Below are 22,446 nucleotides of genomic sequence, written 5' to 3' on the forward strand. Positions count from 1 at the left end.
GCGGCGCTCCGTCTCAGGAGGACAGTCATGATCGAGATCGCCGCCCTGGCCGCTGCCGCCGCCGTCGCCGTTCCCGTCGCGGGCGGGCTCGCGTACCGGCAGGTGCGCCGGGCCGCCGTCGCGAGGGACCTGCGCGTCGACGGTCCGGACGGGATCGTCGAGGAGCACTACCTGCCGGTCGGCGGGGTCGAGCAGTGGGTGCAGATCCGCGGCGAGGACCGGGCCAACCCGGTGCTGCTGGTCCTGCACGGCGGACCCGGCTCGCCCTACGCGGTCTTCACCCCGCTCATCCGCTCCTGGGAGAAGGACTTCACCGTCGTCCAGTGGGACCGCCGCGGGGTCGGCAAGACCCGTGCCCGCAGCGGCCCGGCCGATCCCGGCGCCAACACCTACGCCCAGCTGCTGGCGGACGCGATCGAGGTGGTCGAGTGGGTGCGCCGCCACCTCGGCAAGGACCAGGTCGTCCTGCTGGCCGGATCGATGGGCACCCTGCTCGGGCTGCCCCTGGCCCGCCGCCGCCCCGACCTGTTCTCGGCGCTGGTCTGCACCGACATGTACGCCGACATGCACCGCAACGAGGAAGCCGGCTACCGGATGACCCTGGAGCGCGTCCGCGCCGCCGGGAACGCCAAGGCCGTGCGCGCCCTGGAGGCGATCGGCGCCGATCCGTCCGCGTGGGACCTGCGCGCCTGGCAGACCAAGATGGACTGGACCATGAAGACCGACCCCACCACCCCCAACGGCGTCACCAAGCTGCTGTTCCCGCTCGCGTTCACCTCGCCGCTGTACTCGCTCGCCGACGTCCGCCACCTGCTGGCCGGCTTCATCGACACCCAGAAGCAGATGTACGCGGAGGTCATGCGCTACGACGCGTACGCGGACGGGACCGTGTTCGAGGTGCCGTTCCACCTGCTGCAGGGGGCGACCGACGTGCTGACCGTCACCGGGCTGGCGCAGGAGTTCTTCGAGGCGGTGTCGGCGCCGGTGAAGGAGATGGTGCTGATCGAAGGAGCGAGCCACTTCGCGGCGTTCACCCAGCCCGACCGCTTCCTCGACGCCCTCCGCCGCACCGTCCTCCCCGCCACCCGCTGACCCCCCTCCCTTCCCTCCCGACGATCTTGCGCGAATGTCCGGGCTATTCGGGCATTCGCCGCGAAATTTGAGACATTCGCGCAAGATCGTCGGGGTCTATCGGCGGGTTACAGGTGGGTGCGGAGGATGCGGCCGCCGCCGGCGCAGACGCCGCAGTCGCTGATGTACGCGTACCCGTCCTTGATGGTCAGTCCGCCCGGGAAGGTGAGCCCGCTGACCACGGTGACCGGCGCGTGACCGGGGACGACCTTGAGCAGCGTGCCGGACGGGGCGTCGGACAGCAGCGAATCGGCCGCGATCTCCAGCGCGTAGAGCGTGCCGTGCGCGTCGAAGGCGATGTCGATCAGGTTGGTGAAGCCGCCGGCGACCACGGTCGGGGCGTGGCCCGGCACGACGCGGTAGATCTTCGCCGCGCCCTTCGGGAACGGGAAGCCGGTCAGCTGGCCCAGGTAGTAGGCGCCCGCGTGGTACGCGACGCCGGTGGGCACCGCCTGGTACGGGATCTTCGTGCCGGGCGGCAGGCCGAGGAACGGCGGCGCCGGGGTGAGCTTGTCCGGGAAGACCGCGAGCGTGGAGATGCCGCCCTTGGGCGTGACGCCGAGCAGCGTGTTGCCGCCCGCGTCGGCGACGGCCAGGCCGCCGGGTCCGGGCACGACGCTCTGCGGGTTGGAGTCGGTCTCGCCGCCGTCGGGGTTGTGCGCCTTCTCGTACGCCGAGATGTCCGCGACCTTCCGCAGCGTGAACTTGGGGGCGAGCGAGCCCGGCAGGAAGCTGTAGAGGCTGCCGAGCTTCTTTCCGGCGGCGGGCAGCTGGTTGCGCAGGTCGGGGTTGGCGCCGAGGCCGGTGGTCAGGAAGCCGATGCCGAAGAAGGTGACGTCGGACGGGCCGATCGCGCCCGAGCCGTCGGGGTCGGCCAGCGAGGGCAGGCCGGTGAGGACCCGGGCGACCTGGCCGTTCTTGATCCGGGCGAGCGAGCCGGTGGTCCCGAAGCAGGAGTCGCCGCCTTCGGGGCCGGGGAAGCAGGGACCGCTGCCGCCCTTGCCCGCCTCGGCGACGTAGAGTGCGCCGTCCGGGCCGAAGGCCAGGCCGCGCGGGTTGTTGAGGTGCTGGGCGACGACCGTCAGCGCCTCGGGTCGGCCCGGGCCGTGGGCCAGGGCGGCGGTTGGGGCGAGCATGGCGGCCAAGGCCGCGGCTGCCGCTGTCAGTACGCGCAAAGAATCCCCCTGTAAAGTGCTGCGACCGTGCGTACACGGCCGATCCGGGCTGATCAAATCGCACTTTCAGGGCATATGTCGGTTTGACGCGCCGGGTACGCGTGCCAACGATCATGCGTCTACGCTCGGCGGATGGAGAACGGATTCCGGATCGTGGCCGTCGTGACGATGTCCGAACAGGACGTCGAGGGCGGGCAGCGCTACGAAGATCTCGTCCTGGATCTGTTGCCCGGGTTCGACTCCCGGGTCGAGCGGCGGCTGCGGACGCCGGACGGGCGTACCGAGGTGCAGGAGCTGTGGTTCCCGTCGCGCGACGTGATGGCGGCCGTCATGGTCCACCCGGCCCGGCTGGCCGCCCGGGATGCGTTGGGCGTCAACGCTCCGACCACGGAGGTGTACGAAGTGGACGAAGTACCTCGTCGATGAGTTCCAGGACCGGCGGCCACGCGTAGCCGTCCGGGCCCGGGCCGAGCGCGTCCGGGGCGGTGAAGCGTACACCGGCCCCGCGCAGCAGGTCGATGCTGCGGCCGTAGGCGGGGTGGTGCGCCAGCGCGCCCTTCACGTTCGGCGCGACGACGATCGGGACGCCCGCGCCCAGCGCCTCGTTCAGCAGGCCGAGCGGCGCGGTGTCGTTGATCCCGGCCGCCCACTGGTTGACCGTGTTGAACGTGGCCGGCGCGACGACCACCAGATCGGGCAGCGGTACGCCCTTCGGCTCGGTCGGCTCCCGCAGCGCGGTCCGCACCCGGTGCCCGGCCAGCCGGTCGATCCGCGCCGGATCGATCCACTGGGCGGCGCGGGCGGTGAGGAACGCGTACACGTCCCAGTCGCGGTCGCGCAGCCGGTGCAGGAGATCCGGCAGCGCGCTGACCGGGGGAGCGCCGCAGGCGACGACGGCGACGACGGGAGTGGGCACGTCCACCGAACTTAGTGGGGGACGGGGTCCGCCCGCACGCGGACCCCGTCCTCGCTGCAGTACGGCTTCAGAAGATCAGCTCTCCGGCGGGATAGCTGTAGCCGATCTGGGCCCGGGGCGCGTACCCGGCCGCACCGTCGCCGCGGTAGAACCAGAGACCGCCGGACGGGTCGCGGGCGATCAGGTCCGCCCGGCCGTCGCCGTCGACGTCCCCGGCGCCCACGATCGCGTCGTAGACCTGCCAGTTCGTGCCGATCTTCGTCCGGGCGGCGTACGCGCCGGTGCCGTCGCCGGCGTAGAACCAGAGGATCCCGGCGCCGTCCCGCCCGATGAGGTCGGCCTTTCCGTCGCCGTCGAAGTCGCCGGGTGCCAGCAGGATCGGATAGATCTGCCAGCCGGTGCCGATCTGGACGCGGGCCGCGTATCCGCCGGCGGGGGTGCCGGCGAGCAGCCAGAGCACGCCGGAACCGTCCCGCGCGATCAGATCGGCTCTGCCGTCGCCGGTGAAGTCGCCGGGCGCCAGCAGCACGTCGTAGTCCTGCCACCCGGTGCCCAGCAGGCGGCGGGTCGAGCCGGAGAACTGCCCGGCGGCGTCGGCCGGATACAGCCACAGCGAGCCCCCGGCGTCGATCGCGAGCAGGTCCTCCGTGCCGTCGCCGTCGAAGTCCCCGTGCCGCGCCACCGTACGCATCCCCGACCAGCCGAAGCCCGCCTCGCAGGCCGGCGCGACCGTGCCGTCGGGGCGGCCGGCGTACCGGAAGATCCGCCCGTACGCGTCGCGCCGGATCACGCCGGCGGTCGGCGTGCCGGGCAGGCCGCAGTCGGGCCACCACGCGGCGGCGCGGTACAGGTCGTGATCGGAGTACGGCGTCGCGGGCTGGACGTCGCCGTGAATGTCGCGGAAGTCGCCGGAGCTGAAGAAGACGTAGTCGATCTTCGCGTCGGTGACGAAGGTGTTCTCGCCCGACCGGCAGGCCGTCTCGGTCGCCGCGCACCCGTACGCGGAGAAGTACGCCGGATCGGTCTCGTCGGCCTCGTGGAACGCGCCGAGGCCGCCGAGCAGCGGGGCGCTGTAGAAGTAGCTGAGCGGCTTGGCGAGCGGGGTGGCATTGAAGTCGCCGCCGAGCAGGACGGGGAAGCCGGCGTCGTGCCAGGTCTTCGCCTGGGCGGCGAGCTTGGCCGCCTCCGCCGCCCGGACCGCCGGGCCGTCGTAGTCCTGGGTCACGCCGCCCCAGAACAGGTGCACCGAGCAGGCCCACACGGCCCGGTTCTGCAGGTACGTCTCGACGCACGGCGAGATGATGTCCTCGTTGGCGATGTTCGTGGTCATGGTGAAGTCCACGGCCTGGACGACCGGCCCCTTCACGAACACGGCCATGCCGTACTTGTAGCCCTTGCAGATGCCCGCGCTCTGCGTCCGTGTCCGGACGAACCGGCCGTTGAAACCCTTGGGCCGCAACGCCGTCTGGAGCGCGTTGAACTGGTGCTCGCAGACCTCGGCGAGGAAGATCGCGTCGGCGTTCCACGACCGGCCGTCCGCCTGCTGCTCGATGTAGTCCTCGCGGGGCGTCTCGTCGGCCATGGGGCAGTGGTCGCCGCACATGTTGTAGCTGACGAGCCGCAGCGGCGGGGCGGGCTCGACGGGCAGGGAGTCCGCCCGGGCCGGCGCGGCCGGCTGGAGGGCCAGGACCGCCAGGACCGCCAGGCACAGCGCGGTGAGCCGGCGATGGAATGGAATTCGGAACATATCTACTTCATATCATATCCGGCCACGTTCGCGTGAATGTCCTTCGTGTACACCGACGTGTTGTGAGCAGCCGTTACGATGACATAGACGGCCGCCGAACGAGGAGCCTGTACATGCGCCATGAACCGACCCTGACCTTCGGCGGCGCCCTGCGGATCCTCGGTCATCACGACCGCGGGCGCATCGAGCAGCTCAGCGCGCTGCTCGGCGGGGCCAGCCTGGCCGCCGGCGCCGCCGTCGGGATCGCCGCCGTCACCGGGCCCGGCCTCGCGCCCGCCGCCGCCCTCGCCGCCGTCTGGGGGTGGATCGACCAGAAGAACGAGGCCATGGACCTCCTGCGCCGCGCCCTGGACACCGGCCGTCAGCGCATCTCCGGCGTACGCGGGCGGGAGCGGTTCCAGCTCGTCATCGCCGCGCACACCACGCTGGTCGCCGCGGCGTACCTGGAGGCGCTGGAGGAGTTCATCGGCGCGCGGGGCTTCGCCCGGCTGGAGATGACCGACGCCGAGCGGGGCGCCGTCCTCGGCCTCGGCACCGGCACCTCCGCGTTCGACGCGATCTACCGGTCGGCCGTCCCCGCGCCGTCGGCCGCGCACGGCTACACCGACAACCTCGCCGACATCGAGCGCTGGTACGCGGCGGCCGCCCGGCGTACCCGGGAGTTCCTGTCCGGGCTGGCGGCCTGGGAGGCGGTGGCCGCGGACCTGCGGACGCGGCAGCTGGAGCTGACGGCCGACCTGCCCGCCCGGGCGCTCGACCGGTACAGGTCCCGCTACCTCGAGTTCGCGACGACCGTGCCGGAGTTCCGGGTGTGGGGATCGCTCGCCGAGCACGCGGCGACGCAGGCCCGGATCGACAACCTGGCCGCGCAGGTGGACGGGCAGGTCAGCGCGCTGAAACGGGTCGAGGACATCCTGACCCAGATGGCGCCGGGCGATCCCGCCGAGCACCGGCTCGCCGAGACGGTTTACCGGGTCAACAGGGCGGTGCTGTCGGAGTCGATCGTGCCGGCGGCCGTCGAGCGGTACGGCACCGCCGTCGAGTTCCCCACGATCGAGGAGATCTACGTCGACCCGTCGTACCGCGTGGCGCCGGCCGCCGAGGACGCCCGCCCGGCCGACGAGGCGTGGTGGGCGGCGGTCGAGGTCCGCTCCAACATCGACGACCTGCTGACGGCGTACGTGACGTCGGCCGACGGCACGCAGGCGCCCATGCTGCTGCTCGGCCACCCCGGCGCCGGCAAGTCGATGCTCACCAAGGTGCTCGCCGCCCGGCTGCCGGCCGGCGCGTACACGGCGGTCCGGGTGCCGCTGCGCGGCGTACGCGCCAACGTGCCGATCTACGACCAGATCCAGCAGGGCCTCAACCTGAGTACGCACGGCCGCGTCGACTGGGCGGACCTGTCCGACGAGGCGGCCGCCACCATCCGGGTGATCCTCCTCGACGGCCTCGACGAACTGCTGCAGGCGACCACCGACAACCGGGGCGGCTACCTGTACGACGTGGTGGACTTCCAGCGCCGCGAGGCCGCCCTCGGCCGGCCGGTGTTCGTCGTCGTGACCTCCCGGACGCTCGTCGCCGACCGGGTCGAGATCCCCGCCGGCACGGTGATCGTCAAACTCGAGGACTTCGACGACGCGCAGATCGTGTCCTGGCTGCGCAGCTGGCGGCGGGCCAACATCGACGGCATCACCCGCGGGACCGTCCGCGACGTCACGTACGCCGAGATCCGCACCCAGCGCCAGCTGGCCCGGCAGCCGCTGCTGCTGCTGATGCTGGCCCTGTACTCGGCCGACCCCGGCGCCGCCGCGCTGGACGAGGACCTCTCGGCGGCCCGGCTCTACCGGCGCCTGCTGGACAACTTCATCCGCCGCGAACTGTCCAAGCGCCTGCTGCGTACGCGCGCGGGCAGCATCACCGAGACCGTCGACGGACGGCTGGAGGAGCTGGCCGTCGCCGCGTTCGCCATGTTCAACCGCGGCCGGCAGAGCGTCACCGACATCGAGCTGGCCGCCGACCTGGTCGGGCTGAAACTCGCCGAGGCGACGCACACCCGGCCGGAGGACATCGCGTTCGGCGTCCTCGGGCACTTCTTCTTCGTGCACGCCGCCGAGGCCCAGGTACGCCCGGACTCCGCCCAGCGCTCCTACGAATTCCTGCACGCGACCTTCGGCGAGTACCTGATCGCGAGCTACCTGGTCGACACGCTGGCCGACGTGGCCGAGGCGACCCACGGCCGCCGCGTCAACCTGCGCGATCCCGAGGACGACCTGCTGTTCGCGCTGCTGGCCCACCAGCCCCTGGCGACCCGGGCCAACATCCTCACCCTGGCCAGCGAACTGTTCCGGGAGGCGGCCGGGAACGAGCAGGAGCGCGTCCTGCGCGTCCTCGAACAGCTGCTCTCCCGCGCCCGCAGCCGCCACGGATCCGACCGCTACGCCGGTTACCACCCGGTCGCGCCCGATCAGGTCCGGCGGCTGGCGGCGTACACGGCGAATCTGGTCCTGTTGCGGGTGATGCTGCCGGCGACCGACGACCGGGTGATCGGCCTGTCGGACGTGTGGGCCGACGAGGCCACGGCGCAGTGGCGGTCCACGGTGGCCTTGTGGCAGGCGGGCCTGGAGCCGGCCGGGCTCAGCGCGCTGCTGGCCATGCTGGACCTGGAAAGCGGGATGGTCCTGCCGGTGCAGCGGCGCACGATGCCCCCCGAGCTCGTGGACATGCTCGCCGCGGCGCTGGTCGGCAACAAGGCGCAGGAGGCGCGCCTGCGGATGGGCTACGCAGTGCTGGAGGGCATGCATTTCCAGGAGCACGACGGTCGCTGGCGCGAGGGCGTCATGAACTGGGCGCTGGCGCTGCTCGCCCATCCGGAGCGGCCGGAGGTCTACTTCCTGTCGCCGGAGCCGTCCGCGCTGGCGGACGAAGACCTGCGGGAGACCGCCAGGATGGCGGCGGTCGTCCTGAAGGCGACCGCTCACCTGCTGCGGGAATTCCAGGTCACCGAGTGGCTGCACTGGCTGCTGCGGGTCAGCGACCGCGTCGAGGTCGATCCGCTCGCCCTCGCCGCCGGGATCATGGCCTACCCCGACTTCATCGGTGACGACGACTTCCGCCGCCACGAGGACGACCGTGGCCAGACCCGCCGGCGGGTCGTGCAGATCATGCTCGATCCGGCGGTCCGCCACCGGGCCGCACTCGCCCTGGCGGTGTTGTCCGCCTGGAACGAAGGAGCGCTCCCGGTCGTCGCCGTCGGCCGGCTGATCGACGAGCTGCGGGCCGGCGGCCTGCCGGCCGCCGCGCCGGACGAGGCGAGATTGGCGCTCGACCTCATGCGCGCCCTGCGCCACGAGGGTTTCGCCCGTGAAGGAGGCCCGCCGGCCGAAGCCGACGGGCCCGAATGACATCCGCGGTCAGCGGGCCGTCCGCACGATCGTGAAGTGGTCCAGCCGCGTACCGTCCTCGGCCAGGGCCGTCACCTTCATGCTGGCGGTACGCCCGGCCGGGGCCGGCGTCACGTCCACCTTGAGGAACGAGTAGTTGGTGTAGCGCACCCGCGACCACGCCACCGTCTCGGTGACCTTGCCGCCGCCGCTGACCCAGTGGTAGGTCGGCACGGAGTCGACCGCCGCCTCGTGCCCCTCGTAGCTGTCGGCCACGGGGAAGCTGTAGAGGCTGCGGCCGGCCGCGCCGGCGGTCGCGTACACGACGCCGTCGGTGCCGGGCCGGTGCGTGCCGCCGATCAGCAGGGGGCTGCGCACCACGCCGCCGGCGATGCCGTCCGTACGCTCGTACACGTGGTTGTGGCCGTTGATGACCAGGTCCACGCCGTACTTCTCGAACAGCGGCACCCACTGCTCCCGCACACCGCCCTCGGAGGCGTGCTGGTTGGTGGTGGAGAACGCGCAGTGGTGGAAGAAGACCACGATGAAGTCCACTCCGGACTGCTGCCGGTACGCCTTCAGCCGCTGCTCCAGCCAGGCGGTCTGCTTGCCGCCGGTGATGCCGAAGTTCGCCGGGATCTCGTAGGACACGTCGTTGGCGTCGAGGGAGATGACCGCGACGTTGCCGTAGACGAACGAGTAGATGCCGGGTGCGGCCGCCGGGTCGGGGCCGTTGGCGATGAACGGGAACCGGGCCACGTCGCCGCCGTAGCCGTTCGGCGAGTACCAGGCCTCCATGTCGTGGTTGCCGGTCGCCACCATCCACGGCACCGACTTGGCCACGCTCTCGGTCTGGAACAGGAAGCTGTCCCAGGTACGCGCGTCGTACTGGGACGCGTCGGCGGGCAGCCCCTGCCCGGCCGGGTCACCGTACGCGATGTCGCCCGCGTGCAGGTGGAAGGCCGGGTTCTGGGCCAGGATCACGCTGTCGTTGCCCAGCGCGTGGTAGCTGACGCCCTGGTCGCCGAAGGCCGTGAAGGTGAACGGATCGGGGGCGCTGTGCCGGCCGTGCTCGCTGCGGGCCGGCGCGGTCGTGAACGATCCGACGGTGCCGAAGTGCTCGGCGTCCGCCGGGTCGAAGCCCTCGTGCCCGACGCCGTAGTAGTAGGTCGTCCCGGGGTGCAGCCGCTCCAGCTTGACGTGCAGGTAGTACTGGTCGACCGGCTTGCCCGTCGGGGTCAGGGCCGGCGTGTGCAGCGCGACGACCTCGGCCTCGACCTTGTGGCCGAGGTCCCACGGCGCGCGGCCGAGGCGGACGAACGGCTTGCGTACGGCGACCGGGGTCTGCCACGAGATGCTGAACTCGGTCGCCGGGTCCGCGCCGAAGGACAGGTGCCGGCCGAACGGCGCGACGGCCACCCCGTCGTAGTCGTCGTTGGCCGACTTGGGCAGCGCCGGGCCGTTGTCGGCGTGCGCGACGCCGCCGGCGGCACCCACGACGGCGGTCGCCGTCACGGCGATCATCCCGCCGCGGACGAGGCCCCGCCGCGACAGCTTGTGCCGCAGGTACTCGTGCTGCTCGGCCATGCTCATGCGGGCGGCCAGCTCAGCGGGCACGCCCATGTTGGGGGTAGGAGATTCCACGTCCCGCACGCTCACAGCCGCCGGTGTCCCGCAGGTGAACTCCGCCCGACCACGAGGGGAATGTCGACCAACCGGGCCGGGCATCGGCGCAGGTCAACGCTACTATGACCGGTAGTACTGTGATGGCCGTCTATCGTTGAGGCATGACGGCGACGGTCACCCAGGAGTCCGGCACCGGCGAATCGGTGCTGCCGGAACTACGCGCGATGTGGTGGGAGAGCGGTACCCGGGCCCGCGCCGACACCGGCCTGGGCAAGGTGCTGCTGCAACTGCCCCGGCTGATGGCGACCGCCGTCGTGATCAGCTGGCGGGCGGACCGCGTACGCACGATGGTCGTGGCCGCGATGACCGTCACCTCCGGCGTCATGTCCACCTTCGGACTGCTGGCGACGCAACGCGTACTCCTGGAACTGTTCGCGGGCGGGCCGACCCCGGAGCGGGTGCGGGCCGCGCTGCCCGCCCTCGCGGCCCTGGCCGGGGTGACCGCCCTGCGCGCCGGGATGGGCATCGTCACCGGGTACGCGCAGAACGGCCTCGGCCCCCGCGTGGACCGCGAAGTCGAGCGGCGCCTGTTCGAGGTGACCACCGCGGTACGCCTGGACGCGTTCGACGAGGACGCGTTCGCCGACGACATGGAGCGGGCCGGCCGCGGATCGGACTCGGCGAACGGCCTGGTGCAGGGCGTGACGAACCTGCTCGCGGGCGTGGTCGGGCTGCTCGCGGTGACGGTGGCGGTGATCGTCATCCATCCGCTGCTGCTGGCCGCGCTCCTGGTCGCGACGGTCCCGAACGCCTGGGCGACGCTGCGGGCGGGCAACCACCGCTACCAGACCTACATCGCCGGTTCCGTACGCCGCCGCCGGCTGTGGCTGCTGCACCGGCTGATGGCCGAACGGGAGTCGGCCCCCGAACTGCGCGCGTACGCCCTGCGCGACTTCCTGCTGCACCAGTTCGACCTCGTCATGGGTGCCGAGACGCGGATCGAACTGGCGCTGGCCCGGAAGGTCACCACCATCCAGAGCGTCGGCTCCGTGATCGGCGGCATCGCCACCGGCGGTGTCTACCTGCTGCTCGGCTACCTGCTGGTCGACGGGCAGATCCCGCTGTCGGCCGCCGCGACCTGCGTCGTCGCCGTCCAGGCGGCCCAGCGGGCGCTGACCACGGTCACCCTGCAGATCGACCGGACCTTCACCGAGGGCCAGCACTTCGCCGACTACACCCGGTTCATGGTGCGGGCGGCCGGGCACATGCCTCCGGTGACCGGCCCGGCCGTGCCGCTCGCGCTGCGTACGCTGGCCGTCGAGGACGTGTGCCTGACGTATCCGGACCGCGCCGAACCCGCGGTCGACCACGTGACCATCACCGTCCACGCCGGACAGACGGTCGCCTTCGTCGGCGAGAACGGCTCCGGCAAGTCCACCCTCGCCGCTCTCATCGCCGCGTTGCGCACACCCGAGTCGGGCACCATCTCCTGGAACGGCGTCCCCTACGCCGACCTCGACAACAACGTGCTGCGTACCCGCATCGGCGTGGTCAGCCAGGACTACCACCAGTGGCCGTTCAGCGCCGCCACCAACATCGCCCTCGGCGACAGCGCCGCTGAACCCTCCCAGGCGCGTATCGAGGCGGCCGCCGCGAAGGCCGTCGCCCACGAGGTCATCACCGCCCTGCCCCACGGGTACGCGACGCTGCTCGACCGGACCTTCGCCGGCGGCCAGGACCTGTCGGGCGGGCAGTGGCAGCGGATCACCTCGGCCCGCGGATTCCTGCGCGACGCCGAACTGCTCATCATGGACGAGCCGTCCTCGGCGCTCGACCCGAAGGCCGAGGACGCCCTGTTCCAGGCGATCCGGGACCGCCAGGGCCGGACCACGACCATCCTCATCACGCACCGGCTGGCCAACATCCGGCACGCGGACCGGATCTACCTGATGCACGAGGGCCGGCTGGTCGAGGCGGGCACCCACGACGAGCTGATGGCGGCCGGCGGCCGGTACTCGGTCCTGTTCACCCTCCAAGCGTCCGGCTACCTCGCCTGAGGGGTCCCGCCGGGCGCTAACCTTGAGGCGTGACGAGTGTCGAGGAGTTCGCGAGCGCGAAGTACGTCAGCCTGACCACCTACCGCAAGGACGGGACGCCGGTCGCGACCCCGGTCTGGGCGACGGTCGACGGCGGCGAGCTGTACATCGTCTCCGACGCCGACGCGTGGAAGGTCAAGCGCCTGCGCCGCAACGGGAAGGTCGCCGTGACCGTCTGCGATCTCCGTGGCCGGGTCGCTCCGGGCGCCCTGACCGCCGAAGGCACCGGCCGGGTCCTCGACGACGCCGGTACGCGACGCGTCCGCGATCTGATCGCCCGCAAGTACTTCATGTCACGGGCGGGCAACTGGTTCGCCCGCGTGTTCCGGCTGCCGAAGAAGCCGGTCGTCGGCATCGCCGTCACCCTCTGAGCGCCACCGTCCGGCGGGCGACCAGCCGAGCGCCGGTCCGAGCCGCGTCGCCATGTCGGTGAGGATCTGCACGTAGTCCTCGTGCTCGAAGGTGAACGGCAGCGCGAACGCGACCTCGTCCACCTCCCGGAACGCCGCATGCTCCGACAACCGCTCCGCGATCTGCTCCGACGGGCCGACCAGATCGGGCGCGAACATCATCCGGCCCGGCCCCTGCGGTGCGCGCGTACGCGGCGTCCTCTTCTCCGCGTACGCGGCGTACCTGGCGCGCTGCCCGGCGGACGCGGAGTCGGTCGGGATCACCACGAGCCCCTGCGAAACCCGGGCCGCGTCCCCGTCCGGATGGGCCGCCCGGAACGCCCGGATGTGCGACAGCTGGATCTCGGCGAAATCCTCGGACTCCTCCGCCTTGACGACGCTGGAGGTCAGGAAGTTCATCCCCTGCCCGCCCGCCCAGGCCGCCGACCGGAGGCTGCCCCCGCCGTACCACATCCGCCGGCCGAGCCCCGCCGAGAACGGCTGCACGCGCCGCGAGAACTCCTCGAATCCGACGGTCCCCTGGAAATCGGTGGCGGTCTCCCCGCGTACGAACCGCAGCAGCCGCTCCACCCGGCCGTAGGAGAAGTCCTCCGCCTCGGCGGTGTCCGGGTACAGCGCGCCCTTCACGTGCTCCCACTGCATCGGCGGCCCCACGCTGATCCCGGGATTGAGGCGGCCGCCCGACAGGATGTCCACAGTGGCCAGATCCTCGGCGAGCCGCAGCGGGTTCTCCCACCCCAGCGGCGTCACCGCCGTCCCCAGCTCGATCCGGCGCGTCCGCTGCGTCGCCGCGGCCAGCACGGCCACCGGCGACGAGATGCCGTACTGCAGATGCCGGTGCCGCAGCCACGCGCTGTCGAACCCCAGCCGCTCACCCAGCTCGATGATCTCCAGCGTCGACTCGTGGCCGCGCGCGGGATCGGCCTCGTCGAACAGCCCGATCGTCAGAAACCCCAGCCTCCGCAACATCCCCATAGCCTAGGGCTCTACTTTTAAGATCCTTTTAAAGATTGTGTCCCGGGTTCGTCGATCTCACCTCCGCTCCTCACGCGGGAGACCGTTGCGCCCCTGTCGCTGCGCTCCGGGGACTCCACTGCCAGCTTTCTGGGGCGACGCATCGTCCACCGCCGTCCGGTCACCGTTTACCCCGAACCCCTGCCCGGCCTTTGTCGCGACTGTCCGACTTGTGGGCGGCTACAGCGGGCTGGATCTTGACGGATGTCCGGAAAGAAACATCATTCCGGCCGGTTTGACGTTGCTTTCCAGGCATCCGTCAAGATCCACACTTACGGAAGCCGGTCAGCGGGCGTGGCAGACCGCGGGCAGCCCGGCCACGCCCGGCCTTTGTCGCGACTGTCCGAAATGGCGGTTGGGGTGGGTCGGCTTGCCGGTGATCGTTCGCGGCTGGGATGTAGTTTTCGGGGCTATTCCCTCGATCGATTGCGACTGAGATGTAGATACAGGCCGGGTTTCGACACCCTACCGCTGTGGATCTTGGGTGCGGGATGCGTTTCTACATCTCCACCGCTGTGGATCATGCCCAAGCCGTCCGGCCATCCCCGTGGCTCGGGATGTGGGAATGATCTTCCGTCATGTGGATTCCGGGCCTGGGTTTCTTGATCGGTTACGGCTGAGGTGTAAATCCGGCCCGATCTGCATGATCAATTACGCGTCAGGTGCAGCGAAAGCCGGTCAGCGCGCTCCAGAACCGTAAACGATCATGCATCGAGCGGCTCTTTTCCCACCTCAGCCGTAAACGATCACCCAGTCAGGCGCACAAGTCGGACAGTCGCGACAAAGGCTTGGGTCGACACCAGGCGGACGGGGTTGGGGGTAAACGGTGAGGACGCGACGGTGAACGATGCGTCGCCCCACTCACCTGGCAGTGGAGGCCCCCAGGGCCGGAACGGTCTCCCGCGCGAGGAGCGGAGGTGAGATCGACGAACCCGGGACATGAATGTGATTTTGAATCTCGGGGCATTGTGGAGAAAGAGGGCGGGGCGGCCCAGCTAGGAAGGCCGCCCCGCCGGTATGGGGAAGGATCAGACGGTCGTCCAGACGAACGTCGCGCTGCCGGTCTGGCCGGACGCGTCGCGGGCTGTGACGGTGACCGTCTTGGTGCCTTGGCCTGTCGCGGACCCGGTGACGACACCGGCCGCGCTGATGGACAGCCCCGACGGCAGCCCGGTGGCCGAGTAGGTCAGGCCGGTGCCGGTGCCGGCGACGTTCCAGTTGACCGCCTGGCCGACCCGGCTGGACATGCCGTAGGGGTTCGGCACGCTGATGGTGCCGCCGGTCGGGTTGAGCACCGACGACGTGACGGCCGCGCCGACCGTCAGGGTGCCGGTGACCGGCAGGCTGCGTGACGAGTTGCCCACCGAGATCGTGTACGCCCCGGCCGGCGTGGTCCAGCTTGTCGCGTTGGTGTTGTAGTACGCCAGGTCCTTCGCGGTGACGGTGAACGTGACCGTCTGCGATGCGCCGGCGTTCAGCGTGACGCGCTGGTATCCGCGCAGTTGGCGTACGGGTTCGCCGTTGGCCGCCGGGGCGCCGACGTAGAGCTGGGCGACCTCGGTTCCGGCCCGCGTACCCGTGTTGGTGACGGTGGCGGTGACCGTGGCCTTGCCGCCGCTGAAGGCGCCCACCTGGAGGTTGGAGAAGCCGAAGGTGGTGTAGGACAGGCCGAACCCGAACGGGAACAGCGGGGTCTTGTTCTGGCCGTCGTACCAGCGGTAGCCGACGCCGAGGCCCTCGGAGTACTGGACCTGGTTGTTGGCGCCGGGCCACTGCGCGGCGGTGCTGGCGGGCACGTCCGCGAGGCTCTGCGGGAACGTGACCGGCAGCTTGCCGGACGGGTTGACGTCGCCGAACAGCAGGGCGGCGATGGAGTTGCCGACCTCCTGGCCGGAGTAGAAGCCCTCGAAGACGCCGGCCACCGAGCCCAGCCACGGCATGGTCGTGGCGGAGTTGGTGTGCAGCACGACGATGGTCTTCGCGTTGGCCGCCGCGACCTGCGAGATGAGGCTGTTCTGGTTGTTCGGCAGGTCGATGGAGGCCTGGTCGCTGCCTTCGTTGCCGTAGTTGTTGCTGGCGAAGACGATCGCGACGTCGGAGGTACGCGCGAGGTTGACGGCGTTGGTCACGTTCGTGCCGTCGTTGTAGGTGACCGTCGTGCCCGTGCCCGCGACCCGGTTCTGCAGGCCGGTGATCGGCCAGGACGTGCCGGAGCTGGTGACGGTCGCGCTGCCGCCGCCGATCGACTGGACGCCCGCGCCGCCGTCGACGCCGATGACGGCGATCGAGTGCGTGGTGGACGTCGACAGCGGCAGGACGCCGTTGTTCTTCAGCAGGACGGTGCCCTCGTCGGCACCCTGCCGGGCGATCTGCACGTGCGCGGGCGTGGTCACGTACGCGGTCGGGGAACCGGTCGGGGCCCGGTCGAACAGGCCGAAGGCGAACATCTGGGTCAGGATCCGGCTCACCATCGTGTTGAGGGTCGCCATGCTGACCGTGCCGGCCGTGACCGCCTGCTTGAGGAAGTCGGCGTAGAAGTAGCCGCCCGGCATCTCCATGGTCATACCGGCGTTGGCGGACTCCACGGTGGAGTGCGCCGCTCCCCAGTCGCAGGTGATGAAGCCGCCGAACTGGGCCTGCTGGTACATCGCCGTGTTCATCAGGTACGGGTTCTGGCAGGCGTACGTGCCGTTGACCGTCGAGTACGCGCACATGTAGGACGCCGTCGCGCCCTGGACGGCCGAGGCCTGGAACCCGGGCAGGTAGATCTCCTGCAGGACCCGGGTGTCCACGATCGCGTTGTCCTGCGGCGTGTTGCGGTTCGTCTCCTGGTTGTAGACGGCCAGGTGCTTGGCCTGAGCCATGACACCCTGACCCTGGATGCCCCGGATGTACGCCGCGGCGGTCTGTGCCGTCAGGTGCGGATCCTCCGAGTAGGTCTCGAAGGCGCGGCCCCAGCGCGGATCGCGGACGATGTTCAGTGTCGGGCCGAGCGCCACGTTGGCGCCCTTGGCCGCGAACTCGGCCCCGGCGACCGCGCCGAGCTGCTCGGCCAGGGCCGGGTCGAACATGGCGGCGGTGGCGGTCGCGTCGGGCAGCTGCGTCACGCCGCCCATGCCGTCACCCACGCCGACCGGGCCGTCCTGCAGGCCCAGGTTCGGGATGCACAGCGACGGGATGCCGGTCAGGTCGCCGATGTAGGGGGAGGCGTTGCCGTTGCCGTGCAGGATGGAGATCTTCTGGTCGGTGCTCATCGCCGCGAGCAGCTGGGCGACCCGCTGGGAGATCGGCGCGGCCGATCCGACCCACGGGCACTGGCCGGGTGACAGGGTCGGCTGCGGCGAGGGCGAGGGGCTGGTCGGCCCGCCGGTGCTGTAGACCGCGAACTCCCACAGCGAATAGCCGTACGCGGTGGCGCGGGCGGTGCCGTTCATGCGTACGTAGCGGCCGGACCCGGAGATGTCGAGGGTCTGCGTACCGCCGGTCGACGTGGTGGTCGAGTAGATGTTCGTCCAGCTCGTCCCGTTCGCCGAGACCTGGATCTGGTACGCCGTCGCGTACGCGGCCTCCCAGCTCAGGACGACCTTGCAGACGCTCTGCGAGCCGCCGAGGTCGACCTGCAGCCACTGCGGGTCGCTGAACGCGCTCGACCAGCGGGACTGCAGGTTGCCGTCGACCGCGGCCGCGGCGGCGCTGCCGGCGTTCTCCTCCGACGACGCGGTCGCGGTGTGGCCGAGCGCGCTGTTGGCGGTCGAGCAGGTCCCCGGCGAGGCGGCCGGCGACGAGGTGCCCGGGCTGGGCGAAGAGCCGCCGACGACGCCGAAGACCTGGAACTCCCACAGCGAGTAGCCGTACTGGGTGGCGCGGGCGGTGCCGTACATCCGCACGTAGCGGCCGGTGCCGGCGGCGTTGATGGTCTGCGTTCCGCCGGTGCCGGTGGTGGTGGAGTAGATCGTGGTCCAGGTCGTCGCGTTGTCCGACACCTGCAGCTGGAACGCGGTCGCGTAGGCGGGCTCCCAGTTCAGCACGAACTGCGTGACGTTCGAGGTCGCCTGCAGGTCGACCTGTAGCCATTGGGGGTCGCTGAACGCGCTCGACCAGCGCGTACCGGTGTTGCCGTCGGTCGCGCTCGACGCCGGGAAGACGGCGTTCTCGGCGGACGAGGCGGTGGTGGGCTTGCCCTGACTCAGCAGGATCGGGGCCGCGTGCGCGGCGGGTATCACGCCGGTCAGCAGGCTCGCCACGAGCGCCACGGCGCTTGCGGCGGTCGCTGCCAGGAAGGCGCGGGAGCGGTTTCTCACTGTGATCTCCTCGAGGGCGGTGAGGATCATGGCAGGGAGCGCTCTCTGCGGAAGGACGGCGGCGCGGGGCGGCGCTCGGAGAGAGGAGCGGTCTCTGGAGGTCATTTCGGGCGGGTGGAGGCCAGAGAGCGCTCTCTGAGAGTTTGGTTATCGGGCTCAGTCTTGTCAAGGCTGTCTATTCACCCAAGATCAAATTCAAGATCTTTTTGTCCCGGGTCCGTCGATCTCACCTCCGCTCCTCGCGCGGGAGACCGTTCCGGCCCTTGGGGGCCTCCACTGCCAGCACAGTGGGGCGACGCATCGTTCGCCGCGGCTCGCCGGCGGCGCTTGGGTGGGCCGGCTATGCGGAGCCGCGGACGACCAGGGTGGGGGAGAAGATCGCCGAGTTCGGGCGCTTGCCCGGGTCCTCGATCTGGCGCAGGAGCATTCTCGCCATCTCGGCGGCCATGTCCTCCAGCGGCTGGCGGACCGTGGTCAGCTGCGGGCGGCACGAGAGCGCGGCGCTGCTGTCGTCGAACCCGACCACGGCCACGTCCTCGGGCACCCGCCGTCCGTGGGCGGCCAGCACCGGCAGGGCGCCCTGGGCCATCAGGTCGTTGGCGATGAAGATGCCGTCGAGGTCGGGGTGCTCGGCGAGCAGCTGGGTGATACCCCGCTCGCCGCTGTCGGCGGTGAAGTTGCCCTCGACGCTCGGCACGTACGCGTACCCGTGCTGGGCCATCGCGCTGCGGAAGGCCGAGAGCCGGTCCTGGCTGGCGGGCATGTCGAGCGGGCCGGAGATGGTGACCACCCGCTGGCAGCCCCGGGCGATGAGGTGGTTGGCGGCCAGCCGCGCGCCCTCGGACTGCTCGACGTTGACGAAGCTGATCGGGATGGCCGCGGCGGGCCGTCCTACCAGGACGGTCGGGATCTCCATGTCGGTGAGCCAGCGCGGCAGCGGGTCGTCGGAGTGCGTCGAGATGAGAAGGACCCCGTCGACGTGGCTCTGGCGCAGGTAGCCCTCCAGGTTGAGCCGGGCGGCCTCATTCTCGGCGAGCATCAGCACCAGCTGGATCCCGCGCTCGCGCAGGACGCTCATGGCCCCGCTGACGATCCGGCCGAAGAAGGGGTCGGTGAAGACGCGGCCGAAGAACGGGTCGTCGAACGTGCGGTGCTCGGGTTCGGAGATCACCAGCGCCACCGAGTCCGTACGCCGGGTGACCAGCGAGCGGGCGGCGCGGTTGGGCACGTAGCCGGTCGCGGCGATCGCCTGCTCCACGACGGCGCGCAGTTCCGGATCCACGGTCGAGACGTTGTTGACGACGCGGGAGACCGTCGCCCGGGAGACCCCGATCGACTGGGCGACGTGTTCGAGCGTGACCGGGCGCCGTGGAGAGGGGTTCGACGTCACGAAAGCCTTTATAGCACGTTGGGAAAACGCTCTCTCATGGTCCACTCGCGGAATTCTTGGCTGTTTCTTGGCTGAATCCCAGCCGAATCTTGGTTATCCGAGCACGTCAGCGCGGACAGGTACGCCCCGGCATCGCAGTGCGCGACACCGGGGCGTACCGGGCTACGGCCGATCACCCGAGAAACGGGTCAGCCGGAGTTCTCCGGATCTTGAGGGAACCGGGAAACGGTCACTGGTAGACGCGTACGTAGTCGACCAGCATCTTCTGGGGCAGAACGGTCGTACCGTCGGGCGCGCCCGGCCAGTCGCCGCCGACCGCGTTGTTGAGGATGATGAAGAACGGGTGGTCGTAGACCCACGGGCCGCGGGTCGTCTCGACCGTGTCCTTGTTGAGGGTCTCGAAGTTGACGCCGTCGACCGAGAAGGTCATGTGCGTGGCGTCCCACTCCACCGCGAACACGTGGAAGTCGTTCATGAAGTCGCCGGTGATGTTGTACGGCGCCCCGATGCCGCCGCCGCCGTTGTAGGCCGGCGCGTGGATCGTCGAGTACGTCGCGTTGGCCACCTTGCCGACGTGCTCCATGATGTCGATCTCACCGCAGCCCGGCCAGCCCGCCGTCGGGAAGTTCGCCCCGAGCAGCCAGAACGCCGGCCAGAGACCCTGCGTACCGGAGACCTTGATGCGCGCCTCGGCCCGGCCGTAGGTGAAGGTGAACTTGTTCTGCGTGTTGAACCGGGCCGACGTGTACTGGCACGGGCCGCCCGGACAGGCGGAACCGGCCGTCGTCTCCTTCTTCGCCTCCAGCACCATGTTGCCGGCGCCGTCGGTGTACGCGTTGTTGTTGTTGGTGTAGTACTCGAGCTCGTTGTTCACGCCCGGGCCGACCTCGGGGGTCCACTTGGCCGCGTCCGGGTGGGTGCCCGCGGCGGCGTTGAACTCGTCGCTCCACGCCAGGTGGGTGAAGTTCGGGGCCGGGTACGTGGCCGGCTGGCCGGACGGCGCGCCGCCGGTGCCGTAGACGTCGAAGCCCCACATCGAGTAGCCGTAGCCGTTCGAGCGCGCGGTGCCGTACATCCGGACGTACCGGCCCGAGCCGTTGAGGCCGGTCAGGGTCTCCTTGAAGCCCTTGCCGGTCGTGGTCGAGTAGATGTTCGTCCAGTTGGCGGCGTCGTTGGAGACCTGGATCTGGTAGGAGACGGCGTACGCCGGGTCCCACTGCAGGACCACCTTGTGGATCGTGGCGGTGGCGCCCAGGTCGACGTAGATCCAGCCCGGGTCCACCCAGCCGGTGGTCGCGCTGGTCGCCCAACGGGTGGCCGGGTTGAAGTCGAACGCCTTGGACGGGTTGCACGCGGTGCAGTTGGCGTCGTCCTGGTACGTCGAGGCGGTGCCGGTCTTGTTGTACGACAGCAGGATGTCCTGGCCGGGGCTGGTCGACGTCGACGGGGACGGCGACGGGGAGGCCGACGGGCTCGCCGACCGGGACGGGCTGGCGCTCGCGCTCGGCGACGCCGAGGTGCCGGTCCCGGTGTGTACGACGATCTCCAGGATCGAGTCGCCCCACTGCGTGGCCCGCGCGGTCATGTAGACGCGCAGGTAGCGGCCCGTGCCGCTGACGTTGATCGTCTGGGTGCCGCCGGTACCGGTGGTGGTCGAGTAGACCGTGGTCCACGCGGTCGCGTCGGCCGACAGCTGGATCTGGAACGCCGTCGCGTACGCGGCCTCCCACGTGATCACGACCTGGCAGACCGGCTGGTTCGAACCGAGGTCGATCTGCACCCACTGCGGGTCGCTGAACGCGCTCGACCAGCGGGTGGCGGTGTTGCCGTCGACCGTGTTGGACGCCGGGAACACGGCGCTCTCGACGGAGGAGGCGGTGGCCGTCTTGCCCTGGGCCACGTTGGCCGTGCCGCAGGCGGCCGGCGCGCTGTTGCCGTAGACGCCGAACTCCCACAGCGAGTAGCCGTACTGGGTGGCCCGGGCTGTTCCGTACATCCGCACGTAGCGGCCGGTGCCGGTGACCTGTAGGGTCTGGTTCCCGCCGGTGGCGGTGGTCGTCGAGTAGATGGTGGACCAGGTGGTGGCGTTGTCGGAGACCTGGATCTGGAACGCGGTCGCGTACGCCGCCTCCCAGTTCAGGTTGACCTGCGTGACGGCCGAGGAGGTGCCGAGGTCGACCTGCAGCCACTGGGGGTCGCTGAAGGCGCTCGACCAGCGGGTGCCGGTGTTGCCGTCGGTCGCGTTGGCCGCGGCGGAGCCGGCGTTCTCGCTCGAGGACGCGGTGGTGGGCTTGCCTTGGCTGAGCAGTACGGGATCGGCGCCGGCCGGGCGGGCCACCGCGATCATGACAGTCGTGAGCAGCCCTGCGGCTGCGCATACGGCCAATTTACGGCCGAGACTGGCGGAGATCTTCATCTGTTGCTCTCCGTTGGGGGGCGGGAGTCGGGTGGGGGCAACGGGACGGATCTTCGTAGAGAGCGCTCTCTGGCCTACAGGGTGGCGCTCGCCCGCCGGGCTGTCAAGCGTCTCGATCTTCCGATCCCCTGCCCGAATTGTCCGGTGGCTCGGCACCCCCCGCGGAAGGGTTGGTAACAAGACGGCAATGGGGTCTTGACTCCCCGGTGACCAAGGACCATCCTCCCAGAGAGCGCTCTCTCGCTACGGAAGAGTTTTCGCCCCCAAACGAGTTCCGCACCAGCTAGGAGGGACAATGCTTTCATTCTCGGCGGGTGGTGTCCGGCGTCGTCGGCTCACCGCCCTTGCCGTTCCCGTTGTCGTCGGTCTGATCGCGACCACTGCGGCCTGTGGCAGCAGCAACGACTCCGGATCCAGCTCCGGTGGCAAGATCAAGCTGACTATTTCGACGTTCGGTGAGTTCGGGTACAAGGATTTGTACACCGAGTATCAGGCGTCGCACCCGAACATTGAGATCGTGGAGCGGGTCACGAAGACCGAGGATGCGCAGAAGAATCTGGCGGCGCATCTGGCGACGGGTTCGGGGGCTGCGGATATCGAGGCGATCGAGGAGGGCTGGATCGGTCAGTTCACCGCGCAGCCGTCGAAGTTCTATAACTGGGCTGATTATGGTGGCTCGGAGATCAAGTCGCAGTGGCCGGCGTGGAAGTGGCAGCAGGCGACGGCGGCGTCGGGTGAGACGATCGGTCTGGGTACGGATGTCGGTGGTATGGCGATGTGCTACCGGCGGGATCTGTTCCAGCAGGCGGGTCTGCCGGCGGATCGGGATGCGGTGTCGAAGTTG

Annotated in this window: 14 protein-coding genes; 6 read left to right on the plus strand and 8 right to left on the minus strand. The window is 70.3% G+C overall.

Annotated features, from left to right (window positions below):
* The first annotated feature begins 27 nt into the window (after positions 1-27).
* Positions 28-1,092, plus strand: a complete 1,065-nt coding sequence (locus tag G401_RS0124260; protein WP_034592834.1) for an alpha/beta fold hydrolase — start codon at positions 28-30, stop codon at positions 1,090-1,092.
* 107 nt (positions 1,093-1,199) lie between these two features.
* Here G401_RS0124260 and G401_RS0124265 read toward each other — a convergent pair whose 3' ends face one another.
* Positions 1,200-2,306: a ScyD/ScyE family protein gene (locus tag G401_RS0124265; RefSeq protein ID WP_027344529.1), complete on the minus strand. Its 1,107-nt coding sequence runs from the start codon at positions 2,304-2,306 to the stop codon at positions 1,200-1,202.
* 132 nt (positions 2,307-2,438) lie between these two features.
* Here G401_RS0124265 and G401_RS0124270 point away from each other — a divergent pair, with 132 nt between their 5' ends.
* On the plus strand, positions 2,439-2,732 hold the full coding sequence (locus G401_RS0124270; protein ID WP_034592837.1) for a hypothetical protein: 294 nt from the start codon (positions 2,439-2,441) through the stop codon (positions 2,730-2,732).
* Here the strand turns inward: G401_RS0124270 and G401_RS48030 are convergent.
* Positions 2,680-3,222, minus strand: coding sequence for a flavoprotein (locus G401_RS48030; protein WP_084557565.1), 543 nt, complete (start codon positions 3,220-3,222; stop codon positions 2,680-2,682). The two genes, G401_RS0124270 and G401_RS48030, sit on opposite strands and share 53 nt — an antisense overlap.
* Before the next feature lie 67 nt (positions 3,223-3,289).
* A complete protein-coding gene (locus G401_RS0124280) occupies positions 3,290-4,969 on the minus strand; it encodes an FG-GAP-like repeat-containing protein (protein ID WP_034592838.1) in 1,680 nt (559 codons plus the stop codon).
* Positions 4,970-5,082: 113 nt separating this feature from the next.
* On the opposite strand from G401_RS0124280, the gene G401_RS0124285 reads away from it, so the two are divergent.
* Positions 5,083-8,370: an NACHT domain-containing protein gene (locus G401_RS0124285; protein ID WP_027344532.1), complete on the plus strand. Its 3,288-nt coding sequence runs from the start codon at positions 5,083-5,085 to the stop codon at positions 8,368-8,370.
* Between the two features lie 9 nt (positions 8,371-8,379).
* Here the strand turns inward: G401_RS0124285 and G401_RS0124290 are convergent, their stop codons facing one another.
* On the minus strand, positions 8,380-9,993 hold the full coding sequence (locus G401_RS0124290) for a purple acid phosphatase family protein (RefSeq protein WP_211240826.1): 1,614 nt from the start codon (positions 9,991-9,993) through the stop codon (positions 8,380-8,382).
* 143 nt (positions 9,994-10,136) lie between these two features.
* Here G401_RS0124290 and G401_RS48035 point away from each other — a divergent pair, with 143 nt between their 5' ends.
* The gene (locus tag G401_RS48035; protein WP_051367083.1) at positions 10,137-12,032 is read left to right on the plus strand and encodes an ABC transporter ATP-binding protein; all 1,896 of its coding nucleotides are present in this window, start codon (positions 10,137-10,139) and stop codon (positions 12,030-12,032) included.
* A 29-nt stretch (positions 12,033-12,061) separates the two neighbouring features.
* Positions 12,062-12,442, plus strand: a complete 381-nt coding sequence (locus G401_RS0124300) for a PPOX class F420-dependent oxidoreductase (protein ID WP_027344534.1) — start codon at positions 12,062-12,064, stop codon at positions 12,440-12,442.
* Here G401_RS0124300 and G401_RS48040 read toward each other — a convergent pair.
* The 4 genes from G401_RS48040 to G401_RS0124320 form a co-directional block, all read right to left on the minus strand.
* The gene (locus G401_RS48040; protein ID WP_084557566.1) at positions 12,365-13,450 is read right to left on the minus strand and encodes an LLM class flavin-dependent oxidoreductase; all 1,086 of its coding nucleotides are present in this window, start codon (positions 13,448-13,450) and stop codon (positions 12,365-12,367) included. The genes G401_RS0124300 and G401_RS48040 overlap by 78 nt on opposite strands.
* 1,073 nt (positions 13,451-14,523) lie before the next feature.
* Positions 14,524-17,796 carry a glycoside hydrolase family 3 C-terminal domain-containing protein gene (locus tag G401_RS0124310; protein WP_245601822.1) on the minus strand — a complete coding sequence of 1,091 codons (3,273 nt, stop codon included), beginning with the start codon at positions 17,794-17,796 and terminating at the stop codon, positions 14,524-14,526.
* Positions 17,797-18,136: 340 nt separating this feature from the next.
* Positions 18,137-19,186, minus strand: a complete 1,050-nt coding sequence (locus G401_RS0124315; protein ID WP_027344536.1) for a LacI family DNA-binding transcriptional regulator — start codon at positions 19,184-19,186, stop codon at positions 18,137-18,139.
* A 229-nt stretch (positions 19,187-19,415) separates the two neighbouring features.
* Positions 19,416-21,602, minus strand: a complete 2,187-nt coding sequence (locus G401_RS0124320; protein WP_051367084.1) for a galactose-binding domain-containing protein — start codon at positions 21,600-21,602, stop codon at positions 19,416-19,418.
* Positions 21,603-21,897: 295 nt separating this feature from the next.
* Here G401_RS0124320 and G401_RS0124325 point away from each other — a divergent pair.
* Positions 21,898-22,446, plus strand: a 549-nt coding sequence (locus G401_RS0124325) for an extracellular solute-binding protein (protein ID WP_027344538.1), incomplete at its 3' end; no start/stop codon positions are given.

The sequence above is a fragment of the Hamadaea tsunoensis DSM 44101 genome (assembly GCF_000428945.1).
Classification (GTDB): domain Bacteria; phylum Actinomycetota; class Actinomycetes; order Mycobacteriales; family Micromonosporaceae; genus Hamadaea; species Hamadaea tsunoensis.

Coding starts and splice junctions, on each gene's coding strand:
- G401_RS0124260 (WP_034592834.1), top strand. CDS start 28: ATGATCGAGATCGCCGCCCTGGCCGCTGCCGCCGCCGTCGCCGTTCCC.
- G401_RS0124270 (WP_034592837.1), top strand. CDS start 2,439: ATGGAGAACGGATTCCGGATCGTGGCCGTCGTGACGATGTCCGAACAG.
- G401_RS0124280 (WP_034592838.1), bottom strand. CDS start 4,969: ATGTTCCGAATTCCATTCCATCGCCGGCTCACCGCGCTGTGCCTGGCG.
- G401_RS0124285 (WP_027344532.1), top strand. CDS start 5,083: ATGCGCCATGAACCGACCCTGACCTTCGGCGGCGCCCTGCGGATCCTC.
- G401_RS48035 (WP_051367083.1), top strand. CDS start 10,137: ATGACGGCGACGGTCACCCAGGAGTCCGGCACCGGCGAATCGGTGCTG.
- G401_RS48040 (WP_084557566.1), bottom strand. CDS start 13,450: ATGTTGCGGAGGCTGGGGTTTCTGACGATCGGGCTGTTCGACGAGGCC.
- G401_RS0124320 (WP_051367084.1), bottom strand. CDS start 21,602: ATGAAGATCTCCGCCAGTCTCGGCCGTAAATTGGCCGTATGCGCAGCC.